The sequence below is a fragment of the Hymenobacter telluris genome, from assembly GCF_017313265.1.
Taxonomy (GTDB): domain Bacteria; phylum Bacteroidota; class Bacteroidia; order Cytophagales; family Hymenobacteraceae; genus Hymenobacter; species Hymenobacter telluris.
On record NZ_JAFLQZ010000019.1, the window covers coordinates 51,188 to 75,350 of the forward strand.

Sequence of the window (24,163 nt, forward strand, 5' to 3'; positions counted from 1 at the left end):
GCTATGAAACAGCTTCTTTTAAGCCTGCTGGGTGCAGGCGTACTTCTCACCAGTTGCAAGAGCGACAACGAAGCCGCTGTTGAAAAGCTGCAGCAGGTAGCTGCTGCTGCCGCCAATTCCCCCGAAGCCAAAGCTCGGGCGGCTGCCTGGAGCCTTGCTACAACCAAACCGTCGCAATTGCCTGCCGATAAGCCGGTTGATTTGCGCCCGGCCCTGGAGCAGCTCCTGCCCAAGGACGGCTACCTGCAGCTGGTATCCGTTAAAGCGGCAGGTGCAGCGCAGCCCGCTATCCTGCAGCTACCCATTCTGTGGCGTCCCATCAAAGGGAATTACCCACCGGTGGCACCCGGCTACCGGCTGCCCTTCGAAGCCGTGCTCAAGTGGAAGCCGATGGGCTACGGCCCAGGCGAGAAAATACCCGCCGCCATGGCGCTGGACGGCCCGTGGACGCCCGATACCCTGAACACCTTCTCGCTCCGAGAGCCCGAGGTGACCGTACCCGGCCAAGCGGCTACCGCGCCCATGCTGCTAAAGCCCGGGCAGGCCGTAACCGTGCGCGGGGTGGCCTATGCCTATGCCACTTCGCCGGCCGCCGGCCAGGCGCCCCGCCTGGTGCTGTATCCCTACCAGAATCCGCTGGGGCCGCCCGAGGCGCGCAACATGGTCTACCTGCCGCTCTAGCTGCGGGCCGTGGGGCAAAAAGGCCCGGGTGGCTGAGCTCCTTCTCTTCTCCATCCACTTCAACTCACTCATGAACTCTGTCCAAGACTTAAATAAGACGTTTATCACCATGCGCACCATGGCGCTGTCCGCGCTGGCCCTGCTGGGGGTGGTGACGGTGGCCGCCGGGGCGCTGCTCTACCGGGCCTATGAATCCACGGGCCAGCGCGTGTACGTGGTCAGTGATACCGGCTCCTTCTCGGCCCAGGTGGGCCGCGGCACCGGCCACACGCCCTTCGAGGCCCGCAACCTGGTCAAGACCTTTCTGCTGACGATGTTCGGCCACGACCAATACAGCTTCAAGCACAACCTCGATGCAGGCCTGCCCCTGATTGAGGAACGCGGCGGGCGCTTTCTGTTCGAGAGCTTCCAGCGCGGGCAGGTGCTTCAGAATTACATCCGCTACGGTGCCCGGCAGGCCGTGACCGTGGACAGCATCCACCTGGACATGAACCACCGCCCCATCACCGGCCGCGCCTACATCAAGCAGACGGTGTTCATCGGCGACCAGCAAAGCCAGAGCAAGCCCCTGGGCGCCAAGTTCGCCCTCATTGAAACCGACCGCTCCGACGCCAACCCCTTCGGGCTGCTCATCACTGACTTCGATTTCATTCCCTACAACCCGCCCGTCACGCAGGAAGAGAAAGACCAATTGCGCGACCAGGAGCAGGCCCGGCAGCGCAAGCTGCGCGAAGAAGCCGAAGCCGCCGGCGTGCCCCTGACGCAACCGGCCCCCACGACGCCGGCTCCCGCGGCTCAACCTGCTCACTAAACTACCCTATCCTCTTCTTATGCGTTTCCCCTTCTCCTTTGCTTCCTGCGCGCTGCTGGCGCTTTTACCTGGCACGTTACAAGCGCAGACCTTAGCTTCGACTGCCACCCGTACCGCCAGTGTGCAGGTACCGCATCCGGCTAACGTGGCGCCGAAAATGCAGCTGGAAATAGCTGTTTCCGACTCTTCGACGACCTATCTGGTTTTCCCGGGGCCGGTGTCCCTGGTAGACGTAGGCCAGGCCCCGCACTACCTGGTCAAGATTGAGAGCAACGCCGTGTTCGTGCGGGCCAAGCGCCGCAACCCGCCGCCCACGCCTATCCTGGTGCGCTACGGCTCGCGCTATTGGATGGGGCACTTGGTATACACCGGCCGGCCGGTGCTGCAGCTCTACGACTTTCAGGATGGCGGGGCCTTGGGCGTCAGCGCTGGCGGCAATGCCCGCAACGGCGCCGGCGTCGATGATGCGCTGGCCCTGGACCAGGGCCACGGAAAGCGGGAACTGGCCGAGACGCGCCTGGCCAAGCTGGCCACCGCCAAACATGCTGATACCAGCGGGCTGCGCACGGCCGATAACGACTTAGTGCTTTCGCTGGCTAACGTGCGCAACGACAAGGACTTCACCTACCTGCGCCTGAAGCTGCGCAATACGACCACCATCGATTACGCCGTGGATTTCACCGACTTCGAGTTGGTGGAAAACTCGCGCAAGAAGTTCCTGGGCAAGAAGAAGAACGAAGCCCGGCGGCCCCTAGCGCCCGCCGGCGGGGCTGAAAGCCAAACCATCCCGGCCCGAGCCACCGGCTACCTGCTCTACGCCGTGCCGCTGTACGCGGCCACTGACCGGGGCCACTTGGAAATCACCCTGCGCGAGAAGTTCGGGGCCCGGGTACTGGTGCTGAAAGTGCCGAGCAAAGTCATCAACACGGCTGCCGCCATTTAATACCCTTCTCATCATGTCCGAGCACAACATGCAGCCGGTATATCCTGCCGTCGAGAACTCCACGACCGAATCGCAGCCCGCTTCCGGTCCTGCTTCTGTACCCACTCCGCCCGCAACGCCTCGCCCCGCGGTGGGAGAGCTGGCCCGCCGGCACTGGTTGCCGCTGCTGGTCGGCATCGGCCTGCTAACGGCGGTGACGCTGTTTTTCTACGCTCGCTCCCTTTCTCAGGAAGTAGCGCAGCAGGCTAGCCCCTTAGCAGCTACCTCCCAAAATCTGGAGCCCACGATTGCGCCAGCTACGCCCGAAGCGGCCCCGGCCCCCACGGATGTGCTGGAGCAAAAGCAGGCGGCCGCGCGGCAAGCCGGGGCGCAGCTACAGGGCACCGTTCCCTCGCCAGACCAACTGGCCGGTGGCATGGCTGTCGATACAGTAGGCCAGGCGGCCCTGCGGCGGCGCACAGCGCTGGCCGCAGCGGAGCGGCAGGCCCGGGCGGCCGCTAACCGCGCGGCCCTGCCACCGCCCGACTCTACGGAGGTAACAGCGGTTGATGCACAGACCGGCGCCTACCGGGCTGTGCGCATCCCGGCAGTGCAAACCGGGGGCCGTGGTGCCGGCTACGGCGCTGACCCGCGCCGGCATTTACGGGTTGGGGCCCGCCCGCGCACGGCCCCCGATGGGGTGCCCTACGAGCAGAATGACGACGTGCTGGACATGCTCGACGCGGCTTCCCCGGCCTCGCGAACTTCATACGAGCAGATGACGGGGCGGCGCTACTTTGACCGGCGGGCCGCGTTGCGAGCCGGCGGTGCGGCTGCACCGGGGAGCAATGGTGCTATGGCCTATGATGCCTTTGGCACCATCAAGGCGGGCTCTTACCGCTATGCTGCCGATAATGGGCAGACGCAGCCGCTGCCCGATATTTTCTATAAAGCTGTGGTGAACGGAGAGCAGAAGATTCGCACGGGTTCTGTCGTATTGCTGCGCCTGGTCGAGGACGCCGTTATCAGTGGGCAGACCTTTCCCAAAAACCTGGTGTTTGCCGGCGTGGCCAGCGTCGAGACAAACCACGTGGCCATCCACATCAGCCGGCTGGGCCCTACGCGGGTTGCCGCTGACATCTACAACTACCACTACTTGCCTGGGCTCATGATTGACCCGCAGAAGCGCCAGCCGCTGCCGGCCGCCGACAACCCCCTCAACGATGCCCGCGCCATCGGCGCTCAGGAAGTAGGCCTGGCCATTGACCGCTCGGCTTCAGCAGCCAACTCCGTAGTCGGTGTGGGCGGCCGGGTAGCGGCGGCCATGGTGGGCCGGGCCTCCACGCCACGCCAGAAGCTGCGCGACGTACGCCTGCCCGACGGCTACCCTGTGCTAATCACCACGGGCGCAACCGATGCGGGCGCGCCCACGGCTAACAACTAAGTATCACATCACTGTCCAAGCCATGAAAAGGATTGCCTTTGCCCTCGCGCTGGCTGTCGGGGCCAGCACCGTTCCGCACCTCGTTTCTGCCCAGATGGTCGTCAACGACCCCGTGCATATGGGCGTGCACATCGGTCAATTCGCCAAGCAGCTCAAGCAGTGGACCGAGACCATTAAGAACTACCAAGTCATCAAGGACGCCCGCCAGATTGCCGGCGTCACCCGCGACATCACCGGCCAGGTGAAGGAGCTTACCTACGAGGGGCTGGAGCTGCAGCGCCAGATTCAGGCCGACCTGCGCAAAGTGGCATCGGTGAAGGATTTGCGCTACGCCAATCCGTTGGAGCTGTTCGGCCGGGCCATGGCCATGAACACCAACTCCCAGCCCGACTACATGCCTCCGGTGAACAAGGCCCGGCGCCTGCGCCAGGCGCTGCAGGGCCGCACCGAGCAGGATGTGGAAACGGTGTACCAGGCCTTCTCGGGATTGGATATTGGCCGCAATGGGGCCCAGTCCTTTACCTACCGCGACTACAAGAACATGCGCCAGGAAGCCTTTGCGTCGGCCTATTCCTACGAGGAAGTGCTTAAGAAGAAAAACGTCGAAACGGCATTCAACTACCAGAAGATTGCCGACGAGATGACGGCGCAGAGCGTCGAGCTCATGGCCACGCTGAAGAACCCCGGCCGGTATTCTATGACCGAAGCCGAACGGCTACGAGCCATGGGGCAGGCCAACGACAACATGGTGAAAGCCCTGCAGCTGCGGCAGGAAGCCGACCGCCTCATTCACGAAGCGGGCCGGCCTGGCCCCGCGCGGCAGGCCGTGGAAGGGGCTTACCGGGACCAGCTGCTGCAGAATCTGCTGCTAAAGAGCATCAGCCGCTCGGGAAGATTTTAGGCTGCAACACCACGGCAGGGCACTGCCGCTCTACTCTTCGGGCGCCCCTTTATTGATGATAGGCAGCAGGCCATACAGGCTTTGCTTTGGAAGCGGAGACATACCTCTTTCGCCCGCGTAATTTTCCAAGAACAGAGCAAAGGGATGGGCCTGCTGCATAATCAGCTTTTCGACTTCGGCATCACTTTTCGCCCTGCTGAGGTCGGGATGCAGGTAGCCGAAATATTCCTCCAATACATCTTCAAAGACAAGCTGCTGGTCACGAAAATGCTCGTGAAACGCTAAAACCGTGTCAACATCTACCATCACCACTGGGCGCACATTACGCACCACCAGCCCTTTCTCGGCGAGCAGCGCCATTTGCTGCTGAAACCAGTCGTTAACCAATACGTTCAGGCCGGGCACGTTATAGAGACGGTCGTGCAGCACCAACACCGGGTAGATAATCAGCTCTGCTTTATCATAGTCTGTGTCGAGCGGAAACTGTTTTTCAAGAAGGCGAACCACGTTGCGCAGCAATTGCCGCACGGCCTTGTCTACCCGCTTGCCTTTCTTATCCGTTTCGTAGTCGAAGCGCTTGCGAACCGCCTCAAAGTAAGCGGTGAAGTCGGTGCCGGCCTTGGCATCCTTTGGAACCAAGACATCCTTGGACTCGAACAGGACAGCGCGCTGTCCGTTGCGGAAATAGTAATCTGGCTCGCCCTGGCCCTTTAAAGTCTTACTTTCTTTGATAACCGTGCCGCTGAGGGCCAACCCACGGCCCTGAAAAGAAGCATCGAGTAAAGCATTGAGCAGGTACTGCTCCGAGAAAAAGTCGCAATAAACCGAGCGCCAGTCGCTGACCTGCTCCGCTGCGGGAAGCGCCTTATTAAGCTTGTTGAATTGGAAATAGAGCCCCTTATGCAACATTTCTACCACCAGCACGGGGTAAATCAGCACAAAGCATCCCGGCTCTTCCTCGTACAGGGGCGTTTCGCGCAGGCTCGTAAAATCCTCTCTGTCCAGCTCCTGCCCGGGCGTTAAGGCAAAGTGGGCAAGAAATGCCCGGCTAGCCTCAAATTCTGCATCTGGCGCAACAACCACGCTGATTCGCCCCGGCTGGTCAGCATAGATTACTGGTTTTACCAGCCCGGCGATTTGGCGGGTATAATCCTGCCAGGTAGCGCAGTCGTAATGTGCCAGAAAAGCTTGAAGCAAGGGCTTGAACCGGCTTTCCGACTCCAGGAACTCGAAGAAGCGGGTCGACTTAATAAGCTGCGCCCACAATACCTGCACCGGTTGCTGGTTTATCAGCTCGAAGTCTGAAAACATGCTGGTGAGCGCAAAGCGCGGCACCGTCGGGGTGGGCAAAAGCTTTTCTGCCGCCGTACTGGCTGCACTTTGCTGGTCAATGTAAGGCGTATTGACGAATAAGCAGGCTAGAAAAAGGCTAGCTTCCAGTTCTTCGTCGCTCAGTGTGTGGGGCTCATCCGGTCGCTCAAAGCCATACTCAAACAACTGCAGCAAAGGCTTCGGATGAAGTAGATTTAATGCATCCTTGCCAAACTGCTGCCCAAAACTGGTTATATGGGCATAGGCTCGCTTAGCAAAAGGCTTTTCCACCAATCCGCGCTCCCCAAAAATGCGCTCCATATCCATTTTCAGTGTGCGCTCGGCAGCAGGCACTTGGTTTTGATATCCAAGTAGCTGCGTGACACAGCGCAGAAGCCAAAACCGGCTGACACCAGAAAGCAAGCTCGCTAAGGTGGGAGGGGTAGAGCTGTCGAAAAGGTCCTTGAATCCTACGAGAAGTCTTCTGGTCATTGAGCTTAGGAATTCTTGTTGCCTAGGTAAGTACCGACAACAACGTCTACCCTCTCTAACAGTTCATTAAACCTCGGCGTTAAAATACGCTAAGCAACCGCCTTCGCAATCTTGCGCATGGCCGCGGGCGAGTCGCCGAACTTGCACAGCGCTTCGCAGTGCTGGCGCAGCTCCGAGAACAGGATGTAGTGAATCGTGGCGCCGGCGGCCCGGATGGCGGGGCGCGAAAGCTGGGCCTGCACCTCCTTCTCGCGGGCATCGGGCACCACCAGGTAAAGCGCCGTTTCGTGCTCGGGCATGGAGAAAGCCAGGTCCGTAAGGCGCAGAATGCCCGAGTAGATGCTGGTGCTCTTCTCCACCTCGAAGGCGGCCACGACGCGGTTGGTGCCGGGCGCAAACCAGACGATGTCGATGAGGCGGATGGTGCTGGCTACGTCGGCGGGCACCGGCAGTTCCGGGTGCTGATCGAGGCAGAGGAAGGAGAGCTTCTGGCCGCCGCAGAGGCGGTTGCGGTCGTTGATGGCCGTCGTCACGTCGCAGCCCAGCGCCTTACCGATGCGCAGCAGGTGGTGCTGCATCTCGGTGTGCTGGTTTTCTTCCTGGGCTTCGCTCTGCACCTCCTTGTGGCGCTTCTGGGCCTGCTGCTGGTACTTGTCGCGGTCTTCGTCGGTGGCAAACTGCTGGTCGCCGGCAATCATCTTCTTCACCCCCACGTCGAAGAGCAGCCCGCTGAGTGCGCCGTAGTCGAGGCTCAGGTGCTGGCGGTGCTCCTGATTGAGGTCGCGCAATCGGTCGCGCATGCGCAGGTACTCGGACCAGGAGCCGAGCTTGATTTTCTCCCCAAACAAGGCATTGAAGCCGTTGACGATGGCCGTGTTGCAGGGCGGCATCAGGGTCGGGTGCAGGAAGTAGAGGATGCTGGCCACGGCCGGCCCCAGGCCCTTGATTTTGCGGCGGTCCAGAATGTCGATTTCGCGTAGCAGCTGCTGCTCGGTGGTAGCGGCCAAGCAGCTTTCCAGGAATTGGCCGAAGGCGCGCTTGTTGTCCTCGTGCTCGTAGATGTCGGGGATGCGCAGCTTGGGCTTCCAGTAGAAGGGGTGGGCCGCGCCCTGAAACACCTGCTTCTGCTCGCTGATGACGCTGAGCACGAATTCGAGCGAGGTGCCCTTAAAGTCGTTGCCGAAGCTCCCGGCCTTGATGTCCTTGACCACCTGCTGCACCCCGCGCCGGATGGAGCGAAACGCCTTCAGGCGCTCCTCGTTGTTGATGAACCAGGTGTTGTAAACGGACTCGGAATCGGCTTTGTATTGCTGAATAAGAGGCGGCAGGGAAGCAGACATAAAAGGCGCAGGGCTAATAAAGCAGCTAAGTTGCACAGAATTGGCGCCCGAATCACCATGCCCGGGATTGCGGCCGAGACGTGGCCGCAGCCAGCCTACATCCGATGGCCCGGCATCGCCATGCCGGGCATGTCCGTCATGGGCGCGCCCGGCCGCATGGACAGGTCGCCGTAGCGCGCCGCCAGCCAATAGCCCACGGCCAGCATGAGGAGGGTGAGCACCGTAACCACGGCTTTGCGCAGCCCCGATACCGGGGTGCCGCTGCTCATATCCATGCCCGGCATTTCCTGGGGCGCCGCCGCCATCCGGTGCCCGGCATGAGCAGGCATGGGGGCCGCTACGGGCAGGCCGTGGCTCATTCCGGCCATATGGGGCATGGCGGCCAGGCCATGGCCGGCGTGGGCAGGGGCGGCTACCGCTTCCTGGGGTGCCCCGCCTTTGCCCAGAGCCCGCTCGGTGCCCATGCCGTGCTTGAGCCGGTTCTTGACCAGCCAGTAGTTCACCGGGTACGATACCACCACGCCCACCAGCGTCGCAGCCGACATGGCCGCCCAGAACCAGGGCGAAGTGGCTTCCATGGCCCGCATGTCGCGGCTCATCAGAATCACCATGGTGGGCAGCATGCCGGCCATCATGGCGTTCATCGACATCCATTCCGGCAGAAACGAGCTGCGCAACGCCTCGCCGTAGCTCATGCCCATCATGTCCTTCATGAACAGGGCCTGAAAGATGAACAGCCCGAAGGCAAAGCCGGCCGCGTACTCCAGCCAGATGTCCACGCCCATGCGCAGGCCGAAGTAGCCGGTGATGGCGGCCGCCACGATGATGCCCGTCGCGTCGCCAGCGGCGCAGTGAATGGTGGAGCCCACGGCCTGTTTCCAGAGCGGGGCCACGAACTGCTCGTGGGTGCCCGGCGAAGGCTCGCGGCAGGAAAACCAGTACACCAGCAGCCCCACCGGCCCGGTGTAGAGCGTCACCAGCACCCAGCCCCACTTCATCACCTTCATTTCCGGGGTGCTGGTAAACAGGTCCCAGGCCACGTAGGCCGCGGACAGGGCCGTGAGGGCAAACCACCCCCACAACAGGTACTCGGGAAACAGCGGCGGATTCATCGGGTGCATGGTGCAGAGTCAATAAAGGGTTAGAGAAGAAAGGCCGGCTGGCTTAGCGCGGCAGCACGACGCCCAACTGCAGGCATTCGGCATAATCCAGGGCCATATGAAGCAAAAAGCCCACGGCCCACACCCGCGTCAGGGGCGGCAGCAGCATGAAGGCGTAGTTGCCCATGGCCCAGTAGGTGTGCAGCGGATGGAAATTGATGCTGCACCGGGTGGGGTCAAACATCGGGGTCGCCCAGAGGTGGTCCACGTCGAGCAGCAGGGCGGCGGCCAGTATCAGCCAGGCCCGCCGCCAGCGTGGGCGGTAGAACAGCAACGCCACCACGCCGGGCACCAAAAGGTGGAGTAAGGCATGCACCATAGGGTAGGGGCAGGAGCTAGTGAAAAGCAAAAGAGCAGCCCAAGGGGGCCGCTCTTGTTGAAGTGAACCAGCGGATGCCTAATACTTTTTATTGGCCAGCAGCCAGTCCTGCAGCATCTTGATTTCCATTTTCTGGTCCGTGATGATTTGCTGGGCCAGCGCCTTGGTCGTGTTCTCGCGCCCGTACTTGAGCAGCGCGTCCGAGTTCTCGATGGCGGCCTGGTGGTGGTCAATCATGAGCTGCGCGAAGTCAAAGTCCGGGTCGCCCGTCAGGGGGCGCAAATCCACGGCCTTCATCATCTGCATCATGTTCATCATTTGCAGGGCGTTGAACTCGGGCACGGCCGGGGCGTGGGCGGGGTGGCCCGACAGGAAGGCGTTGAACTGGGCAATTTCCGCCTGCTGCTTGTCGATAATCGACTGGGCCATGGCTTTCATCTCGGCGTTTTTACCGCTTTTGAGCTCCTCCTGGCTGTTTTTGATGGCCACCTGGTGGTGCATTATCATCATGGAAGAGTAGTCGTTGTCGGGGTCCTGGGTTTTGGGCATGGCTTCCATTATGGCCATGGACTCGTGCATGTTGCGCATGTACACGCTGTCGTCGTGGGCAATGGTCATCAGGCCATCGGCGTCGTCCTTTTTACAGGAAGTCAGGGCACCGAAGGCCAGCAGGGTAGCCAGCAAGGGGAGGCGGAGGGAACGTAGCATTGGAAAGGGGATTAGTAGTCGGAATGATGGAGGAAATACTCCTGCTTCTTAACGGACTAAGCCCCACCCTGTATGCGCACAATTCGCCCTGTGGCGTTGTAAAGTTTCCAGCTTTAGCCCAGATTATGCAGGCTTAGCCGGCCCGCGCTGCCGGGGCCCAGGGCCTGAAAGTCGGACGGCGACATGCCCGTCACCTGCCGGAACTGGTTGGTCAGGTGCGCCGCGCTGCTGTAGCCCAGCAGGCGGGCCACTTCGGCCACCTTGGCGTCCTGATAGCTGAGCAGCTCCTTGGCGCGCTCCACCCGCTGGCGGATGATGTACTTCTCCAGCGTGAGGCCCTCGCGCAGCGAGAACTGGTGCGAGAGGTAGGCGTAGGAGCGGCCCAGCCGCTCGCTGATGAAGTGCGAGTAGGTCTGGTAGGGCTGCTGCTCGGCCGGGGTGTAGTGAATGAGCTCCACCACCAGGGCTTTGACTTGCTCCACCAGCTGGTCGCGGGGGTCCTCCACGAGCGCGAACCCGAATGCCTGCAGCGCGGCCTCCACCGCCGGCAGGTCCACCGGGCTGCCGTCGGCCGTGCGCACGTTGGCGGCGCCCAGGGCCACGTTGTCCACCACCAGCCCGGCCTTTTCCAGCTCGCGCTGCACCACCCGCAGGCAGCGGGGGCACACCATGTTGCGAATGGAGAGGCGGGTGGCGCCGGCCGCGGGGGCCGGCAACACCGAGGTGGCGGATTGCAGCATGACGCTTATTTAACGACGAGGCTCCCCCGCAGCATGTGCATGCCGCAGGTGAACTCAAAGGTACCGGCTTGCTTGGGCAAAAACTCGATGGCCGTGGTTTTAAATGGCGCCAGGTCCCGCCGGATGTTAAAGTCGGGCAGCAGCAGCTCCTCCGAGCAGGTGCCTTCCTCGTCGCGGTAGAAGTTGAGCTGCACGGGCTTGCCGTGCTCCACCTCGATGACGTTGGGCGAGTAGCCGCCCTTCACCACGATATCCACCTGCTGCACGCCCGCCGAAGAGGACACGGCCGCCGCCACCCGGTGCGGGGCCAGAAAGAAAAACCAGCCGACAAACGCCAGCAGGCCCACGCCCACCAGGGTCACAATTATCTGAGCAGTATCCATAAGAACGAGAACAAAAAGGAGAGAAATAGCCCGCCGTTAGGCCTTGGCCTGGTAGCCGCGCAGGCGCAGCGAGTTGGTGAGCACCGACACCGAGCTCAGGGCCATGGCCGCGGCCGCCAGCATGGGCGAGAGCAGCCAGCCGGTGAACGGATACAGCAGCCCCGCCGCGATGGGAATGCCCAAGGTGTTGTAGATAAAGGCAAAAAACAGATTCTGCTTGATGGTGCGCATGGTCTGGCGCGACAGGTCGATGGCCGTGACCACGCCCTGCAGGTCGGAGCGCATGAGCGTAATACCGGCCGCTTCCATGGCCACGTCGGTGCCGCCGCCCATGGCCAGGCCAATGTCGGCCTGGGCCAGCGCCGGCGCGTCGTTGATGCCGTCGCCCACCATGGCCACCACCCGCCCTTCGGCCTGCAGCTCCTTCACCTTGCCGGCTTTGTCAGCCGGCAACACCTCGGCAAAGAAGCGCTTGATGCCCACCTGCTCGGCCACCTTGGCAGCGGTCTGCTGGTTATCGCCGGTCATCATCACCACCTCGATGCCGTCCGCCTGCAGGGCCTGAATAGCCGCCCGGCTGGACTCGCGCACCGTGTCGGCCACCCCAATCAGGGCCGCCACGTGCCCGCCGATGGCGGCGTACAGTACCGTTTTAGCCTCGCTCAGCAGTTGGGCGGCGGCCTGCTCGGTGTCGGTGGAAAGCACCACGTTATTTTCGCTGAGCAGGCGCCGGTTGCCGAGCAGAATCACCTGCCCGTCGACGGTGGCGCCGGCCCCCCGGCCCTCGTAGGCCTGGAAGGCGGTGGCCGTTAGCGCGGCGCTGCCGGAAGCTACTCCTTGGGCGTCGGCGTAGCGCACCACGGCCTCAGCCAGGGGGTGCTCACTCTGCCGCTCCACGGCCGCCAGTAGGGGCAGCAGGTGAGCGGGCGTGTCGCCGTTGGTGGGCACAAAATCCGTCACGGCGGGCTCGCCCCGGGTGATGGTGCCGGTTTTATCCAGCAGCACGGTGGTCACCTTCTCGGCTTTCTCCAGGGCCTCGGCGTTGCGAATCAGCACGCCGTGCTCGGCGCCCTTGCCGGTGCCCACCATGATGGCCGTGGGCGTGGCCAGCCCCAAGGCGCAGGGGCAGGCAATGATGAGCACGGCCACGAAGCCCACCAGCGCCAGCGGCACGCGGCTGGCTTCGGGCGCCAAGTCAAACCAGAGCACGAACGTGGCAATGGCAATCATAATGACCACCGGCACGAACACGGCGCTGACCTTGTCGGCCAGCTGCTGAATGGGGGCGCGGCTGCCCTGCGCTTCCTCGACCAGCTTCACAATCTGGGCCAGCATCGTTTCGGCGCCCACCTTGCTCACGCGGAAGCGAAAAGAACCCGTCTTGTTGAGGGTAGCGCCGAAGACGTTGTCGCCCTCCTTCTTCTCCACGGGCAGGCTCTCGCCGGTCAGCATGCTCTCGTCCACAGCCGAGTGGCCGGTGAGAATCGTGCCGTCGGTGGCCACCTTCTCGCCCGGGCGCACCACCACTTCGTCGCCCACGAGCACCTGCTCGATGGGCACGTCGACTTCCTGGCCATTCCTGACCACGCGGGCCGTTTTGGCCTGCAAGCCCATTAGCGCCTTGATGGCGGCCGAGGTCTTGGACTTGGCCCGGCTCTCCAGCACCTTGCCGAGCAGAATCAGGGCAATGATGGTGGCCGTGGTATCGTAGTACACCTCCGGCATGAGGCCGTGCTGCATAAACCAGTGCGGAATCAGCGTGGCCGCCAGGCTGTAGAGAAAGGCCGCCCCGGTGCCCACGGCAATCAGGGTGTCCATGCTGGCGGTGCGGTGCCGCAGGCCGTTCCAAGCCGACACGTAGAACTCCCGGCCGCTGTAGAGCAGCACGGGCAGCGTCAGGGCCAGCAGCACGTAGTTGAGCAGGGGCGTCGAGATGCGGCTCATCATGGCGGGCCACAGCATGAGCATGCTCAGGGGCATGATGACGACGGCTAGCCCCACGGCCAGCTGAAAGCGGCGCTTCAGGTTCTGGTAAGCGGCGGCCTTGCGAGCATCCAGCTCCTCGTCGGAAGCCAGCACGTTGGCCGCCACGGCCGGGCTGGCCTCGTGCACGCCGTAGCCGGCCTGCTCCACGGCGGCTTTGAGGCCGGCGCGGTCAATCTGGCCCGGCAGGTACTCGATGGTGGCCTTTTCGCTGGCCAGGTTCACGGTGGCGCGCTGCACGCCGGGCGTGCGGCTCAGGGCCTTTTCCACGAAATTGGAACAGGAGGCGCAGGTCATGCCCTCGATGTTGAGGGTCGCCGTTTCGGTGCCGGCCGCTGGCGCCGGGGGCGGGCCGGCGGGCACCGGAGGCGCCGGGTGGTGATGATGAGAGGTTTCCATAAGAAGAATATGTCAGGGGAAGCGGCGCAAATAGCGGCCTGCAAAACAACATCTTCTAAACTCCTTTCGGTTGGCTAAGGATGTGTAGAATTGAGCTTAGCGCTTGCAACATTCGTGGCACCGGCCAGAAGCCCCATGCGGTTGTACATGATTAGGCCGCTGGACTTGTAAAATTTCCAGCATCGGAGTTGGTTGTCCTAAACCAGCGGGGTTGTGTTGAAAGGAAGCCAGGGCGGTTTTACGAGCTAAAACCTAGATTTTCAACGGATAATAGGACAGGCAACGCTGCTACCTGCTGACGCACGGGCGGGCCATCGGCCCGCAGACCTTTCAAACCTTTCGAATAATTTTGTCGTTGCTTCGTACCAATGTTCCGACTCAAGACCCATTCCAGACGCACGATGGCGGCCTCCTTGCTGGTGGTCTTCCTCAACGTGTTCTTTGGGCAGGTCGTCTGCGCGCTGGCCATGCCGGCCACGCCGGCCGTCGGACATCAGCATAAGCACCCGGCCGGTACGCCGGCCCATGAGCATAAGCAAGGGCACGAGCACAAGGCACCGCACTCCCACGGGGCAGCTCATTCCCACGGGAAGCAGCACGACGGTGCCACGGCCAAGCACGAGCACCACGACAGCGAAACCCCGGCGCCGCACAAGCACGGCTCCAAGGGCGCCTGCTGCCAGGACGATGCCGCCGCCGTGTGGGCCTCGCTGGCGCACCCGCCGAAAGCCGGCATCGAGAAGATGACGTTTATGCCGGTGGCTCTGCCCCCGGCCCCGCTGGCCCTGGTGGTCCGCTTTCAACAATGGGACCGCACGCGGCCCGTGCTGCTGGTGGCTCGCCGGCAGCTGAAACCCAAAATACCCGACATCCGCATTTTCATCCAGTCGCTGACTGTCTGATTAATCCGCCGCGCTAAGGCTCGCGCCGGCACAGCTATGCTGTGTCCGGGGCGGGCCTTTTCGTTTGCCCGTCGCGCCGCTTAGCCGGCATTTCCTCCCCCTTCACTTTCCGGGTTTTCCCTGCTCCGCAATGAAAGATTGTTGCGAACCGGCCGCCGGCCCGCCACCCCGCGGGCCGCTGCGCCGCCTGCTCGCGGGCCTGCTCTACGCCGTGCTGGCCGCCGCCCTGGGCTTCGTGCTCTGGCAGCAGTGGCAGGCCTAAGCCCGCCACTGGGCCGCTGCTGCCGGCATTCCATTTACTCACCCTTACCTCATTTTATGTTCCGCTTACCCGTTTCCCTACTGGCCGTGGCCAGCCTGTTAACCGTGGCCAGCTGCTCGTCCGATTCCGCGTCGAGCAGCGCCACCAACACCGTGACCACCCCCACGGAAGGACCGGTCGAAGGCACTGCCGACCACGCCAGCGGCCACACCTACGCCTGCCCCATGCACCCCGAGGTGACCAGCACCAAGGAAGGAGAGACCTGCCCCAAGTGCGGTATGAAGCTCGAACACAACGATAAGGTGGCCAACGGCAAGTCCTATGCCATGAAGTTCGAGCCGCAGCCCATGCAGCTCACGACCGGCCAGCCCTCGCAGCTGGTCTTCACGCCGCAGGAAGTGGGCAACGAGGCCGCGCCCGTGCCGCTGGCGGTGGTGCACGAGAAGAAGATTCACCTCATCATCGTGAGCAAGGACCTGGGCCAGTTCTATCACGAGCACCCCGAATACACCGCGCAGGGCAACTACAAGGCCGCCTACACCTTCCCCAAGGGCGGCGACTACGTGCTGTTTCAGGACTACACCCCCACGGGCTCGGGCCACCAGCTGGGCCGCCAGCCCATCTCGGTGAAGGGCCCGGCCTACTCGCCGGTCAAGTTCAAGAACGATGACATGCAGTGGACGCAGGATGGCTACTCGGCCACCCTGGCGTTTGACAAGCCCCTGAGCACCGGCCAGCTGCTGGGCATGAAAATCACCATCAGCAAGGACGGTAAGCCCGTGACCGACCTCGACAACTACCTCGGCGCGCTGGGCCACGTGGTGGTCATCAGCGAGGACACCGAGCGCTACCTGCACGTGCACCCCAACGACCAGGCCGACAAGGGCCCCGCCATTGGCTTCAACACCAACTTCGAAGCCCCCGGCCTCTACCGCGTTTTCCTGCAGTTCAACCACGGCGGCAAGATTCACACCGGCGACTTCACCATCAACGTCAAGGGCCCAGCCGCCAGCTAAGCCTACTTCCCATTTACCAGTTCCTTTTTTTCCAACCCTCAACCAATCCAAAACCCATGAAAAAGTCCGCTTTTTTCCTCGCCGCCCTCTGTTCGGGCTCCCTGCTGGTGGCCTCGTGTAACAGCGACAAAACCGCTGATACCACGGCCACGACCACCGAAACGACCACCCCCGACGCCGCGGCTTCGGGCGACATGGCCGGCATGGACCATTCCAAAATGGCCGAGGGCGGCACGGCCGGCGACTCGCCCCTGATGGCGTCCATGAACGACATGATGGCCAAGATGAACGCCATGAAGCCCAAGGGCAACACCGACCACGACTTTGCCCACATGATGATGGAGCACCACCGCGGCGCCGTGGCCATGTCCGACATCGAGCTGCGCGACGGCAAGGACGCCACCATGCGCCAGATGGCCGAGAAGATTAAGGCCGACCAGCAAAAGGAAATCGGGGAGCTGGAGCCCATTGCTGAGCGCCTCGACAGCGCGCCGACCAACTACAAGCCCCAGGACGCCAACGACCCTTTCACGGCCCAGATGAAGGCCTCGATGGACAACATGATGAAAAACATGCCCCCCATGGTCGCCAACCCGGACATGAACTTCAACATGATGATGACGGTGCACCACCAGAGCGCCATGGACATGGCCAAGGCCGAATTAACCCACGGCAAAGACACCAAGCTGAAGGAAATGGCCCAGAAGATGGTCGACACCCAGCAAAAAGAGATTTCCGCCTTCAAAACCTGGCACGCCCAGAACGCCGACAAGATGTAAACCGGGCAGCCGGTGACGCTGCCCACAGCGGGCCGCTGCCGGCCCCCTTATTCTCCCCCACAGCCCCCATAATCCCCCTTCTCTGATGAAGCTTTTTGGAATTTCCCTGGCCACGGCCGCCCTCTTTGCCCTCGCTCCCCTGGCCTCGCAGGCCCAGCATGCCCACGCCGACGGCAAGGCGGAAGCGCACATGGCCCCCGGCGAAACCCACGCCCACGTGGCCCCGCACGGCGGCGTGGTGCGCTCGGCCAGCCCCTACCACATGGAGCTGGTGCAGCAGGGCGGCGAGCTGCACATCTACCTGCTGGCGGCCAAAATGGCGCCCGTGCCCAATAAGTCGCTCTCGGGCAAGGTGATGGTGCAAACCGCCGACAACAAGACCACCTCGGTGACGCTGGTGGCCGGGGGCGATGACCACCTGGTGGCCAAGCTGCCGGCCGGGGCCAAGGTGCGCACGGCCATCGTCAGCCTCACGGCCGACGGCAAAGCCATCAACACCCGCTTCGACAAGCTCGACGCGGCCGCCCCGGGCAGCAAGGCCGTGGACGCCGCCTACGAGTGCCCCATGAAGTGCGAAGGCAGCGCCAGCGCCAAGCCGGGCAGCTGCCCGAAGTGCGGCATGGCCCTCGTGAAAAAGGCGTAGACGGAGCCTGTTTTTCGGACGCCGTGCGTCCGGACCCTCTCCTCCGTCTCGGGTCGTCCGCCGCTGCAACGGTGGGCGGCCCCTAGCCGGACTCTAATCGGATAACATGAAGTACCTCAAAATGAACTATGCGGCGCAAGGGCTGCTGGTGCTGGCGCTGCTGCTCGGGCTGCTGCCGGAAACCGCGCGGGCCCAAACCGCCATCAGCCTGGACAGCGCCGAAGCCCTGACCCTCCGCCGCCACCCGCGGCTGCGCCAGTCAGACCGCGAAATTGAGGAGCAGCGGGCCCTGAAGCGGGGCTCGTTTGCGCCCGCCAACCCGGACTTTCTGTTCTCGGCTCCCACGGGCGAGATGTGGGCGCCGGGCGTGGTGCAGACCATCGACCTGCCCAACGTGTACCGGCGCCAGCGCCAGGTGGCCGAAGCGGGCATCACCCTGGCCGAGCGCAACCGCGAGGTGAGTCGCGCCAGCGTACTGCGCGACACCCGCCTGGCTTACCTGACCCTGCAGTTTGCCGAAGCCCAGGTGCGCCAGCTTACTTACCAGGACAGCCTGTTCCGCGCCCTGCGCGTGGCCACCGAGCGCCTGTTCGCGGCCGGCGAAGTCACCTCGCTGCAGCGCATCAGCACCGACGCCGAAGCCCGGCAGGTGAGCGTGCAGCTGCAGCAGGCCTCCGCCGACCGGCAGGCCGCCCAGCGCCGCCTGGGCCTGCTGCTGGGCCAGCCCACGGCCGCCTTGACCACCAGCACCGACCTGCGCCGCAGCGGCCCCGAGCTGGTGCAGACCGGCGGGGCACTGCTCGCGGGCCTGCCCGCCGAAGACAGCACGGCCCTGGTGCGCAGCCCCATGCTGGCCGCCGCCACCCAGAACGTGGCTCTGAGCCAGTCGGGCATCAGCCTAGTGCGGGCCCGGCGGACGCCGGCCCTCACGGTGGGCTATCAGAATCAGGCCTTTGAAAACTCGGCCCTCAAGTACCGCTTCCAGTTTGGCGTGTCGGTGCCCATCTGGTTCTGGACCTACCGCTCGCAGCTGCAGGCGGCCACGGCCCGCTCGCAGGCCGCCGGCTACCAGCTGCAAACCCAGCGCCTGGAGCTGAGCACCCTCTACCAGCAGTCGCTGGCCGACACGCGCAAGTTCTCGGCGTCGCTGGGCTACTACGAGCAGACCGGCGTGCCGCAGTCGCGGGCCATCATCAGCCAATCCCAACGACTTTTCAAGGCCGGCGAAATCAGCTACCTCGTGCTGATTCAGAGCCTCAACCAGGCCTTTACCATTCAGAATACCTACCTGACCACCATTCGCGACTACCGTCAGGCCCTCATCGAACTTAACTACCTGCGGGGTGAATAACATGAAACAACTCCTGATTTTGCTGCTGGGCCTGCTGCTGCTGAGCGGCGGGGCCTCCGCCCACGGGGGCGAAGACCACGGCGCCCCCAAGGCCTCGACCCCGGCCGGCGCCACGTCCTTTTCGGTGGCGGCGCTCTCGGAACAGTTCGAGGTACTGCTGCGCTACGAGCCACTGGAAGGGGGCAAGCCCGCCGACCTACGATTGTTTCTCTCGGACTACGCCACCAACGCCCCCATCAAAGGCGCCAAGCTCACGCTCACCAACCCCGAGAATGCGAATCTAAAGTGGGCGGTGACGGAAAAAGGGCCGGGGGAGTACCTGGTGGAAGGCCAGTTTCCGGCCAACAAGGCCTACAGCTTCGCGGCCAACATCGTGGCCGGCGACAAGGCCGACTTGCTGCTGCTCGAAGGCATCAAAGTAGGGGAGAAGCTGCCTGTAGCCGCTGAAGCCGCCCACGCCGACGGCTCGCTTTTCTCTTCCTGGAAAACCATTCTGGCGCTGGTCGGCGCCTTCGTGCTCGGCATTGTGCTGACGGCCCTGCTCATGCGCCGTCGGCGCCCTGAGCCCGTGCTGCACACCTCGGAGCAGGCCCTGACCGCCAGCCGCCGCACCCCCTTTCCCTAAAGCTCAACTGACATGAAAACCACTCATAAATTTCTGGCCGCCGCGGCCGCGGCCAGCTTGGTCCTCACCGTGCTGCTGCCTCCCCCGGCCCTGGTGCAGGCGCACGGGGGCGAAGACCACGGCGGCACGGCCAAAGCCAGCACCGGCGTGGCCCTCACCGACGAGGTGCTGCTGCCCAAGGAAAGCCAGTTCCTGTTTCAGGTGCAGACGACCCTGGCCGCTTTCTCCACTACCTACAGCCGGGCCACGCTGTACGGCACGGTGTCGGCCGCCGCGGGCGGCGAGGGCCGCATCGTGGTGCCGCAAGGGGGCCGCATTGTAAGTCTGGCCGCGAAGGTTGGCCAACCCGTGCGGGCCGGGCAGACGCTGGCCGTCATCGAGCAAACCCTCGACGCCACCCAGCAGATTGGGCTCAGCACCGAGCGGGCCAACGCCCAGGCCGAGCTGCGCGCCGCCCAGCAGGACTACGCCCGCCTGCAGAGCATCGCCGACATCGCCGCCCGCAAGGACGTGGTGGCCGCCGAGCTGCGCCTGCGCCAGGCCCGGCAGAACGCCGGCATCCAGAACGGGCAGGCCAGTCAGCGCCGCGTCAGCATCACCTCGCCGGTGAGCGGCACAGTGGACGTGTTTAACTTGGCCGTGGGCCAGCAGGTGAGCCAGGGCGACGAGCTGTTCCGGGTCATCAACCCCGGCAAGCTGCGCGTGGAAGCCCAGGTGTTCGCCCAGGACCTGGCCAAAGTGACGCCTGGCGCCGTGTTCCGGGTGGAAGGCCTGCAGGGGCAGCCCGGCGTACCCGCCCGGCTCGTGGTGTTCAGCAACGTGGTGAACCCCGTGAACCAGGCCCGCCAACTGGTGCTGGAGCTCGACGCCCAGGAGGGCAGCGCCTACCGCGCCGGCCAGGCCGTGAACGTGCAGGTGGTGGGCCAGACCGGGGGCGGCAAGCCCCAGCTGACCGTGCCCACCTCGGCCATTACCGACTTGAATGGCAAGCCCGTGGTGTTTGTGCACACCGAGCCTGAGCACTTTAAGATTCGCTACGTGCAGCCCGGCGCCGCCAGCGGCGAGCAAACCGTGCTGGTGCAGGGCCAGGTCAACGAAAACGACCGGGTGGTGACCACCGGCACCTACCAGCTCAAGTCGATTTACCTCAATCAGTAACTGCTTTTCCCTTCCCGCTATGCGTCGTTTCCTCCTGGCTTTGCTCGCCGTGCCCGCGTTGGCCGCCCCGGCCCTGGCCCAAACCCCGCCGCCTGCTGCCGCCACCGCCCCCGCCGTTTCGGCCGATGAAGCCGCCGTGCGCGCCGTGCTGAAACAGTACCAGCAGGCCGTGCAAAAGCTCGATACCACCGGCACCACCCGGCTGTTCGTGGCCAACTCCGTGGTGCTGGAGTCGGGCAGTCGGGAAGGAACCTACGCCCACTACCGGGACCACCACCTGGGCCCCGAGCTCAAGGAATTCAGCTCCTTCACTTACAGCGACTACAAGGCCGACGTGACGGTGGACGGCCCCTACGCCTTTGCCACCGAAAGTTACACCTACACCATCGGGCTGAAGAAAGGCCCCAAGGATACCGCGGTGCCCGCGCCCATCAAGCGGCGCGGGGTGGCCACCAGCGTGCTGCGCAAGAACGCGGCCGGCCAGTGGCAGTTCGTGAGCAACCACAACTCGGCGCGCAAGTAGCGCCAGACCCTCGCCCCCTTGCCGGGAGCCCCTCCTAACCTGACCAGCCGCGGCCTTGCGCCCGGCCGGACTTTGCTTTTTGACGATGCTTGACAAGATAATTCGCTTTGCCCTGCAGAACCGCCTGCTGATGCTGGCCTTTGCCGTGGGCCTCCTTATTGCCGGCACCTACACGGCCCGCCAGCTGCCGGTGGACGTGCTGCCCGACCTGGACCGCCCCCGCGTGACCGTGTTCCTGGAAGCGCCCGGCATGGCGCCCGAAGAGGTAGAAGCCCTGGTGACGCTGCCCGTGGAAACGGCCCTGAACGGGGCCACCGGCGTGTCAGCCGTGCGCTCCAACTCGGCCATTGGCCTCGGGATGGTGTTCGTGGAATTCGACTACGGCACCGACATCTTCACCGCCCGCCAGATTGTGAGCGAGAAGCTGCAAACCACCGGCGAGCAACTGCCTACGGGCATTACGCCGGTGCTGGGACCCATCTCCTCGGTGATGGGCCAGATAATGCTGGTAGGGCTTTCGGGGGGAAAACAGACCAATGCTGCCGATTTGCGCACGCTCGCCAACTACACCGTGCGCCAGCGCCTGCTCAGCATCCCCGGCGTGGCCCAGGTCATTCCCATCGGCGGCGACAACCTGCAGTACCAGGTGCTGCTGGACATGCCCCGGCTCAATGCCACGGGCCTCACGGTAAACCAGGTGGAGGAGGCCCTGCGCAAGTCCAACCTGAACACCACCGGCAACTTCTTCGACCGCAACGGCTCCGAGGTGCTCATCCGCAACCTGGGCCGGCTGCGCTCGGTAGCCGACATCGAGAACATCATCGTGGGCTACCGCGAGCAGTCGCCCATCCGGGTGGCCGACATTGCCAAAGTGGAGTTCGGGGCCCGCTTCAAGCGCGGCGACGGCAGCGTCAATGGGAAGCCGGCCGTCATCCTGAGCATTGAAAAGCAGCCCGGTGCTGCCACCGTGGGTTTGACCGAAGCCGTCGAAAAAGCCCTGGTGGAGCTCAAGCCCTCGCTGCCCAAGGACGTGCAGGTGAACACGCGCCTGTTTAAGCAGTCCGAGTTCATCGAGTCCTCGATTACCAACGTGGAGGAAGCCCTGCGCGACGGCGCCATTCTGGTGGTCATCGTGCTGTTTGCCTTCCTGCTGAACGTGCGCACCACCTTTATCTCGCTGGTGGCCATTCCGCTGTCGCTGCTGGTCACGGCGCTGGTGTTTCGCTTTGCGGGCATCAGCATCAACACCATGACCTTGGGGGGCTTGGCCATTGCCATTGGCGAGCTGGTCGATGATGCCATCGTGGACGTGGAGAACGTGTACCGGCGGCTGCGCGAAAACAAGCAAAAGGCGAACCCGCAGCCGGTGCTTAAGGTCATCTATGCCGCCTCATCGGAGGTACGTAACTCCATCGTGTACGCCACCATTATCGTGGTGCTGGTGTTCCTGCCGCTGTTTGCCCTGGAGGGCATGGAGGGCCGCATTTTCGCCCCGCTGGGCATTGCCTACATCACGAGCATCGTGGCTTCGCTGTTTGTGTCGCTCACGGTAACGCCGGTGCTCTGCTACTACCTGCTGCCCAAGATGAAGCAGATGGACCACCCCGAAACGGACGGGGGCCTGGTACGCTGGCTCAAGAAAAAGGACACCCGCCTGCTGGGCTGGGGACTGCAGCACCCTAAAGCAATACTTGGGGTAACTGGAGCACTGTTCGTGGCGGCCATGGCGCTGATTCCTTTCTTCGGCACCGAATTCCTGCCGCCCTTCAACGAAGGCTCGCTCACGGTTAACTTCTCGGCGCCCGCCGGCACCTCGCTCACCGAGTCTAACCGCCTGGGCAGCCTCGGCGAGCAGCAGATGCTCAAGATTCCGGAAGTGGCCTACACCGCCCGCCGCACCGGCCGCGCCGAGCTCGACGAACACGCCGAGTCGGTGAACAACTCGGAAATCGAGGTGGCTTTCAAAACCGAAGCCGAGCTGGAAAAGGAGGGCAAAACCATGCGCAGCCGGGACGAAATCCTGGCCGACATGCGCGACAAGCTCAGCCTGATTACGGGCGTGAACGTCAACATCGGCCAACCCATTTCCCACCGCCTCGACCACCTGCTGAGCGGCGTGCGGGCCCAGGTAGCCATCAAAGTCTTCGGCAACGACTTGCTGGAGTTGCGCCGCTACGCCAACGAGGTGCGGGCGGCTGCCAGCACGGTGCCCGGGGTGGTGGATTTGCAGGTCGAAAAGCAGGTGCAGATTCCCCAGCTACTCATCCGCCCCCGCGACGAGGCCCTGCGCGCCTACGGCATGGAGCGCGGCGAAGTGGTGCGCGACCTGGAAACGCTGTTTCAAGGGGCCGTGGTTTCGCAGATGCTCGACGGGCAGAAGCGCTTTGACCTGGTGGTAAAGCTGCCCGAAGCGCAGCGCAACGACATCGCCACCATCGGCCAGACCCGTATCGAGACGCCCACCGGCGCCATGATACCCGTGAGCCAGGTGGCCGAAATCCTCTACGAGCCGGGCCCCAACACCGTTAACCACGAGAATACGCAACGGCGCATTACCATCTCCCTGAACGTGGCCGAGCGCGACCTGGGCTCCACGGTCAAGGAGATTCAGGCCAAAGTAAACGCGCAGGTAAAGCTGCCGCCGGGCTACTACCTCACCTACGGCGGGCAGTTCGAAAGCCAGCAGTCGGCTTCGCAGAAGATTCTCTGGCTGAGCCTTTTTTCCTTGGCCGGCATCTTCCTGGTGCTGTTCTCGCACTTCAAGTCCAGCTACATGGTGGGGCAAATCATGCTCAACATTCCGCTGGCGCTCATCGGCTCGGTGGTGGCGGTGCTGCTCACCGGCGGCACGTTCAGCATTGCCTCGCTGGTGGGCTTTATCACGCTCACCGGCATTGCCTCGCGCAACGGCATCATGATGATTTCGCACTACATCCACCTCGTCGAGCACGAAGGGGAGAAGTTTGGCATGCCGATGATTATTCGCGGCTCGCTGGAGCGTCTGGTGCCCGTGCTCATGACGGCTCTGGTGGCCGCGCTGGCGCTGGTGCCGCTCACGCTGGCCAAGGACGCGCCGGGCAAGGAAATTCTCTACCCCGTGGCCACCGTCATCCTCGGCGGCCTGCTGAGCTCCACCTTCCTCGACATCATCGTCACGCCCGTGGTTTTCTGGCTGGTAGGGGAGAAGGCCCTGGCCCAGTACTTCGCTTCCCACCAGGAAGTGGGCCTCGATGACCACCCGCAGGAACTGGACGCGCAACCGCTGACGCCGCCCGCCGACCAGAACGACTTATCCCCGGCCTTGTAATCC

The 24,163-nt window shown here is 63.5% G+C and carries 23 protein-coding genes; 15 read left to right on the plus strand and 8 right to left on the minus strand.

Annotation, left to right across the window (positions count from 1 at the left end; genetic code table 11):
* Positions 1-3: 3 nt before the first annotated feature.
* From J0X19_RS21010 to J0X19_RS21030, 5 genes are all read left to right on the plus strand, one after another.
* Positions 4-681, plus strand: coding sequence for a hypothetical protein (locus J0X19_RS21010; protein WP_206986385.1), 678 nt, complete (start codon positions 4-6; stop codon positions 679-681).
* Between the two features lie 70 nt (positions 682-751).
* On the plus strand, positions 752-1,492 hold the full coding sequence (locus J0X19_RS21015; protein WP_206986386.1) for a conjugal transfer protein TraK: 741 nt from the start codon (positions 752-754) through the stop codon (positions 1,490-1,492).
* A 19-nt stretch (positions 1,493-1,511) separates the two neighbouring features.
* Complete coding sequence (locus J0X19_RS21020) at positions 1,512-2,435, plus strand: DUF4138 domain-containing protein (protein WP_206986387.1); 924 nt, start codon at positions 1,512-1,514, stop codon at positions 2,433-2,435.
* 13 nt (positions 2,436-2,448) lie between these two features.
* Positions 2,449-3,858 (plus strand): conjugative transposon protein TraM, encoded by a 1,410-nt coding sequence (traM, locus tag J0X19_RS21025; protein ID WP_206986388.1) that lies wholly within the window; start codon positions 2,449-2,451, stop codon positions 3,856-3,858.
* Positions 3,859-3,880: 22 nt separating this feature from the next.
* A complete protein-coding gene (locus J0X19_RS21030; protein ID WP_206986389.1) occupies positions 3,881-4,759 on the plus strand; it encodes a hypothetical protein in 879 nt (292 codons plus the stop codon).
* Positions 4,760-4,789: 30 nt separating this feature from the next.
* On the opposite strand, the gene J0X19_RS21035 is transcribed toward J0X19_RS21030, so the two are convergent.
* The 8 genes from J0X19_RS21035 to J0X19_RS21070 all read right to left on the minus strand — a co-directional run bounded on the left by J0X19_RS21035 (position 4,790) and on the right by J0X19_RS21070 (position 13,594).
* Positions 4,790-6,562 (minus strand): hypothetical protein, encoded by a 1,773-nt coding sequence (locus J0X19_RS21035; RefSeq protein WP_206986390.1) that lies wholly within the window; start codon positions 6,560-6,562, stop codon positions 4,790-4,792.
* A gap of 89 nt (positions 6,563-6,651) precedes the next feature.
* Positions 6,652-7,902, minus strand: coding sequence for a hypothetical protein (locus tag J0X19_RS21040; RefSeq protein ID WP_206986391.1), 1,251 nt, complete (start codon positions 7,900-7,902; stop codon positions 6,652-6,654).
* A 95-nt stretch (positions 7,903-7,997) separates the two neighbouring features.
* A complete protein-coding gene (locus tag J0X19_RS21045; RefSeq protein ID WP_242583120.1) occupies positions 7,998-9,014 on the minus strand; it encodes a DUF4396 domain-containing protein in 1,017 nt (338 codons plus the stop codon).
* A 52-nt stretch (positions 9,015-9,066) separates the two neighbouring features.
* Positions 9,067-9,381, minus strand: coding sequence for a DUF6122 family protein (locus J0X19_RS21050; protein WP_206986393.1), 315 nt, complete (start codon positions 9,379-9,381; stop codon positions 9,067-9,069).
* 78 nt (positions 9,382-9,459) lie between these two features.
* Positions 9,460-10,089 carry a DUF305 domain-containing protein gene (locus J0X19_RS21055; protein WP_206986394.1) on the minus strand — a complete coding sequence of 210 codons (630 nt, stop codon included), beginning with the start codon at positions 10,087-10,089 and terminating at the stop codon, positions 9,460-9,462.
* Positions 10,090-10,202: 113 nt separating this feature from the next.
* Positions 10,203-10,829 carry a helix-turn-helix domain-containing protein gene (locus tag J0X19_RS21060; protein WP_206986395.1) on the minus strand — a complete coding sequence of 209 codons (627 nt, stop codon included), beginning with the start codon at positions 10,827-10,829 and terminating at the stop codon, positions 10,203-10,205.
* Positions 10,830-10,834: 5 nt separating this feature from the next.
* Positions 10,835-11,212, minus strand: coding sequence for a cupredoxin domain-containing protein (locus tag J0X19_RS21065; protein ID WP_125440592.1), 378 nt, complete (start codon positions 11,210-11,212; stop codon positions 10,835-10,837).
* A gap of 36 nt (positions 11,213-11,248) precedes the next feature.
* Positions 11,249-13,594 (minus strand): heavy metal translocating P-type ATPase, encoded by a 2,346-nt coding sequence (locus J0X19_RS21070; RefSeq protein ID WP_206986396.1) that lies wholly within the window; start codon positions 13,592-13,594, stop codon positions 11,249-11,251.
* A 368-nt stretch (positions 13,595-13,962) separates the two neighbouring features.
* Between J0X19_RS21070 and J0X19_RS21075 the strand changes: the two genes are divergently transcribed.
* The 10 genes from J0X19_RS21075 (at position 13,963) to J0X19_RS21115 (ending at position 24,160) form a co-directional block, all read left to right on the plus strand.
* Complete coding sequence (locus J0X19_RS21075; RefSeq protein ID WP_206986397.1) at positions 13,963-14,496, plus strand: hypothetical protein; 534 nt, start codon at positions 13,963-13,965, stop codon at positions 14,494-14,496.
* Between the two features lie 130 nt (positions 14,497-14,626).
* A complete protein-coding gene (locus J0X19_RS25035; RefSeq protein WP_257573402.1) occupies positions 14,627-14,758 on the plus strand; it encodes a hypothetical protein in 132 nt (43 codons plus the stop codon).
* A 56-nt stretch (positions 14,759-14,814) separates the two neighbouring features.
* Positions 14,815-15,774: a heavy metal-binding domain-containing protein gene (locus J0X19_RS21080; protein WP_206986398.1), complete on the plus strand. Its 960-nt coding sequence runs from the start codon at positions 14,815-14,817 to the stop codon at positions 15,772-15,774.
* A gap of 56 nt (positions 15,775-15,830) precedes the next feature.
* Positions 15,831-16,553: a DUF305 domain-containing protein gene (locus J0X19_RS21085; RefSeq protein WP_206986399.1), complete on the plus strand. Its 723-nt coding sequence runs from the start codon at positions 15,831-15,833 to the stop codon at positions 16,551-16,553.
* An 85-nt stretch (positions 16,554-16,638) separates the two neighbouring features.
* Complete coding sequence (locus J0X19_RS21090) at positions 16,639-17,196, plus strand: heavy metal-binding domain-containing protein (RefSeq protein WP_206986400.1); 558 nt, start codon at positions 16,639-16,641, stop codon at positions 17,194-17,196.
* 106 nt (positions 17,197-17,302) lie between these two features.
* Positions 17,303-18,547 (plus strand): TolC family protein, encoded by a 1,245-nt coding sequence (locus J0X19_RS21095; protein WP_206986401.1) that lies wholly within the window; start codon positions 17,303-17,305, stop codon positions 18,545-18,547.
* Between the two features lies 1 nt (position 18,548).
* The gene (locus J0X19_RS21100) at positions 18,549-19,172 is read left to right on the plus strand and encodes a hypothetical protein (RefSeq protein ID WP_206986402.1); all 624 of its coding nucleotides are present in this window, start codon (positions 18,549-18,551) and stop codon (positions 19,170-19,172) included.
* 12 nt (positions 19,173-19,184) lie between these two features.
* Complete coding sequence (locus J0X19_RS21105; RefSeq protein ID WP_206986403.1) at positions 19,185-20,330, plus strand: efflux RND transporter periplasmic adaptor subunit; 1,146 nt, start codon at positions 19,185-19,187, stop codon at positions 20,328-20,330.
* Positions 20,331-20,349: 19 nt separating this feature from the next.
* Positions 20,350-20,853, plus strand: coding sequence for a YybH family protein (locus J0X19_RS21110; RefSeq protein ID WP_206986404.1), 504 nt, complete (start codon positions 20,350-20,352; stop codon positions 20,851-20,853).
* 85 nt (positions 20,854-20,938) lie between these two features.
* On the plus strand, positions 20,939-24,160 hold the full coding sequence (locus J0X19_RS21115) for an efflux RND transporter permease subunit (protein WP_206986405.1): 3,222 nt from the start codon (positions 20,939-20,941) through the stop codon (positions 24,158-24,160).
* Positions 24,161-24,163 lie beyond the last annotated feature (3 nt).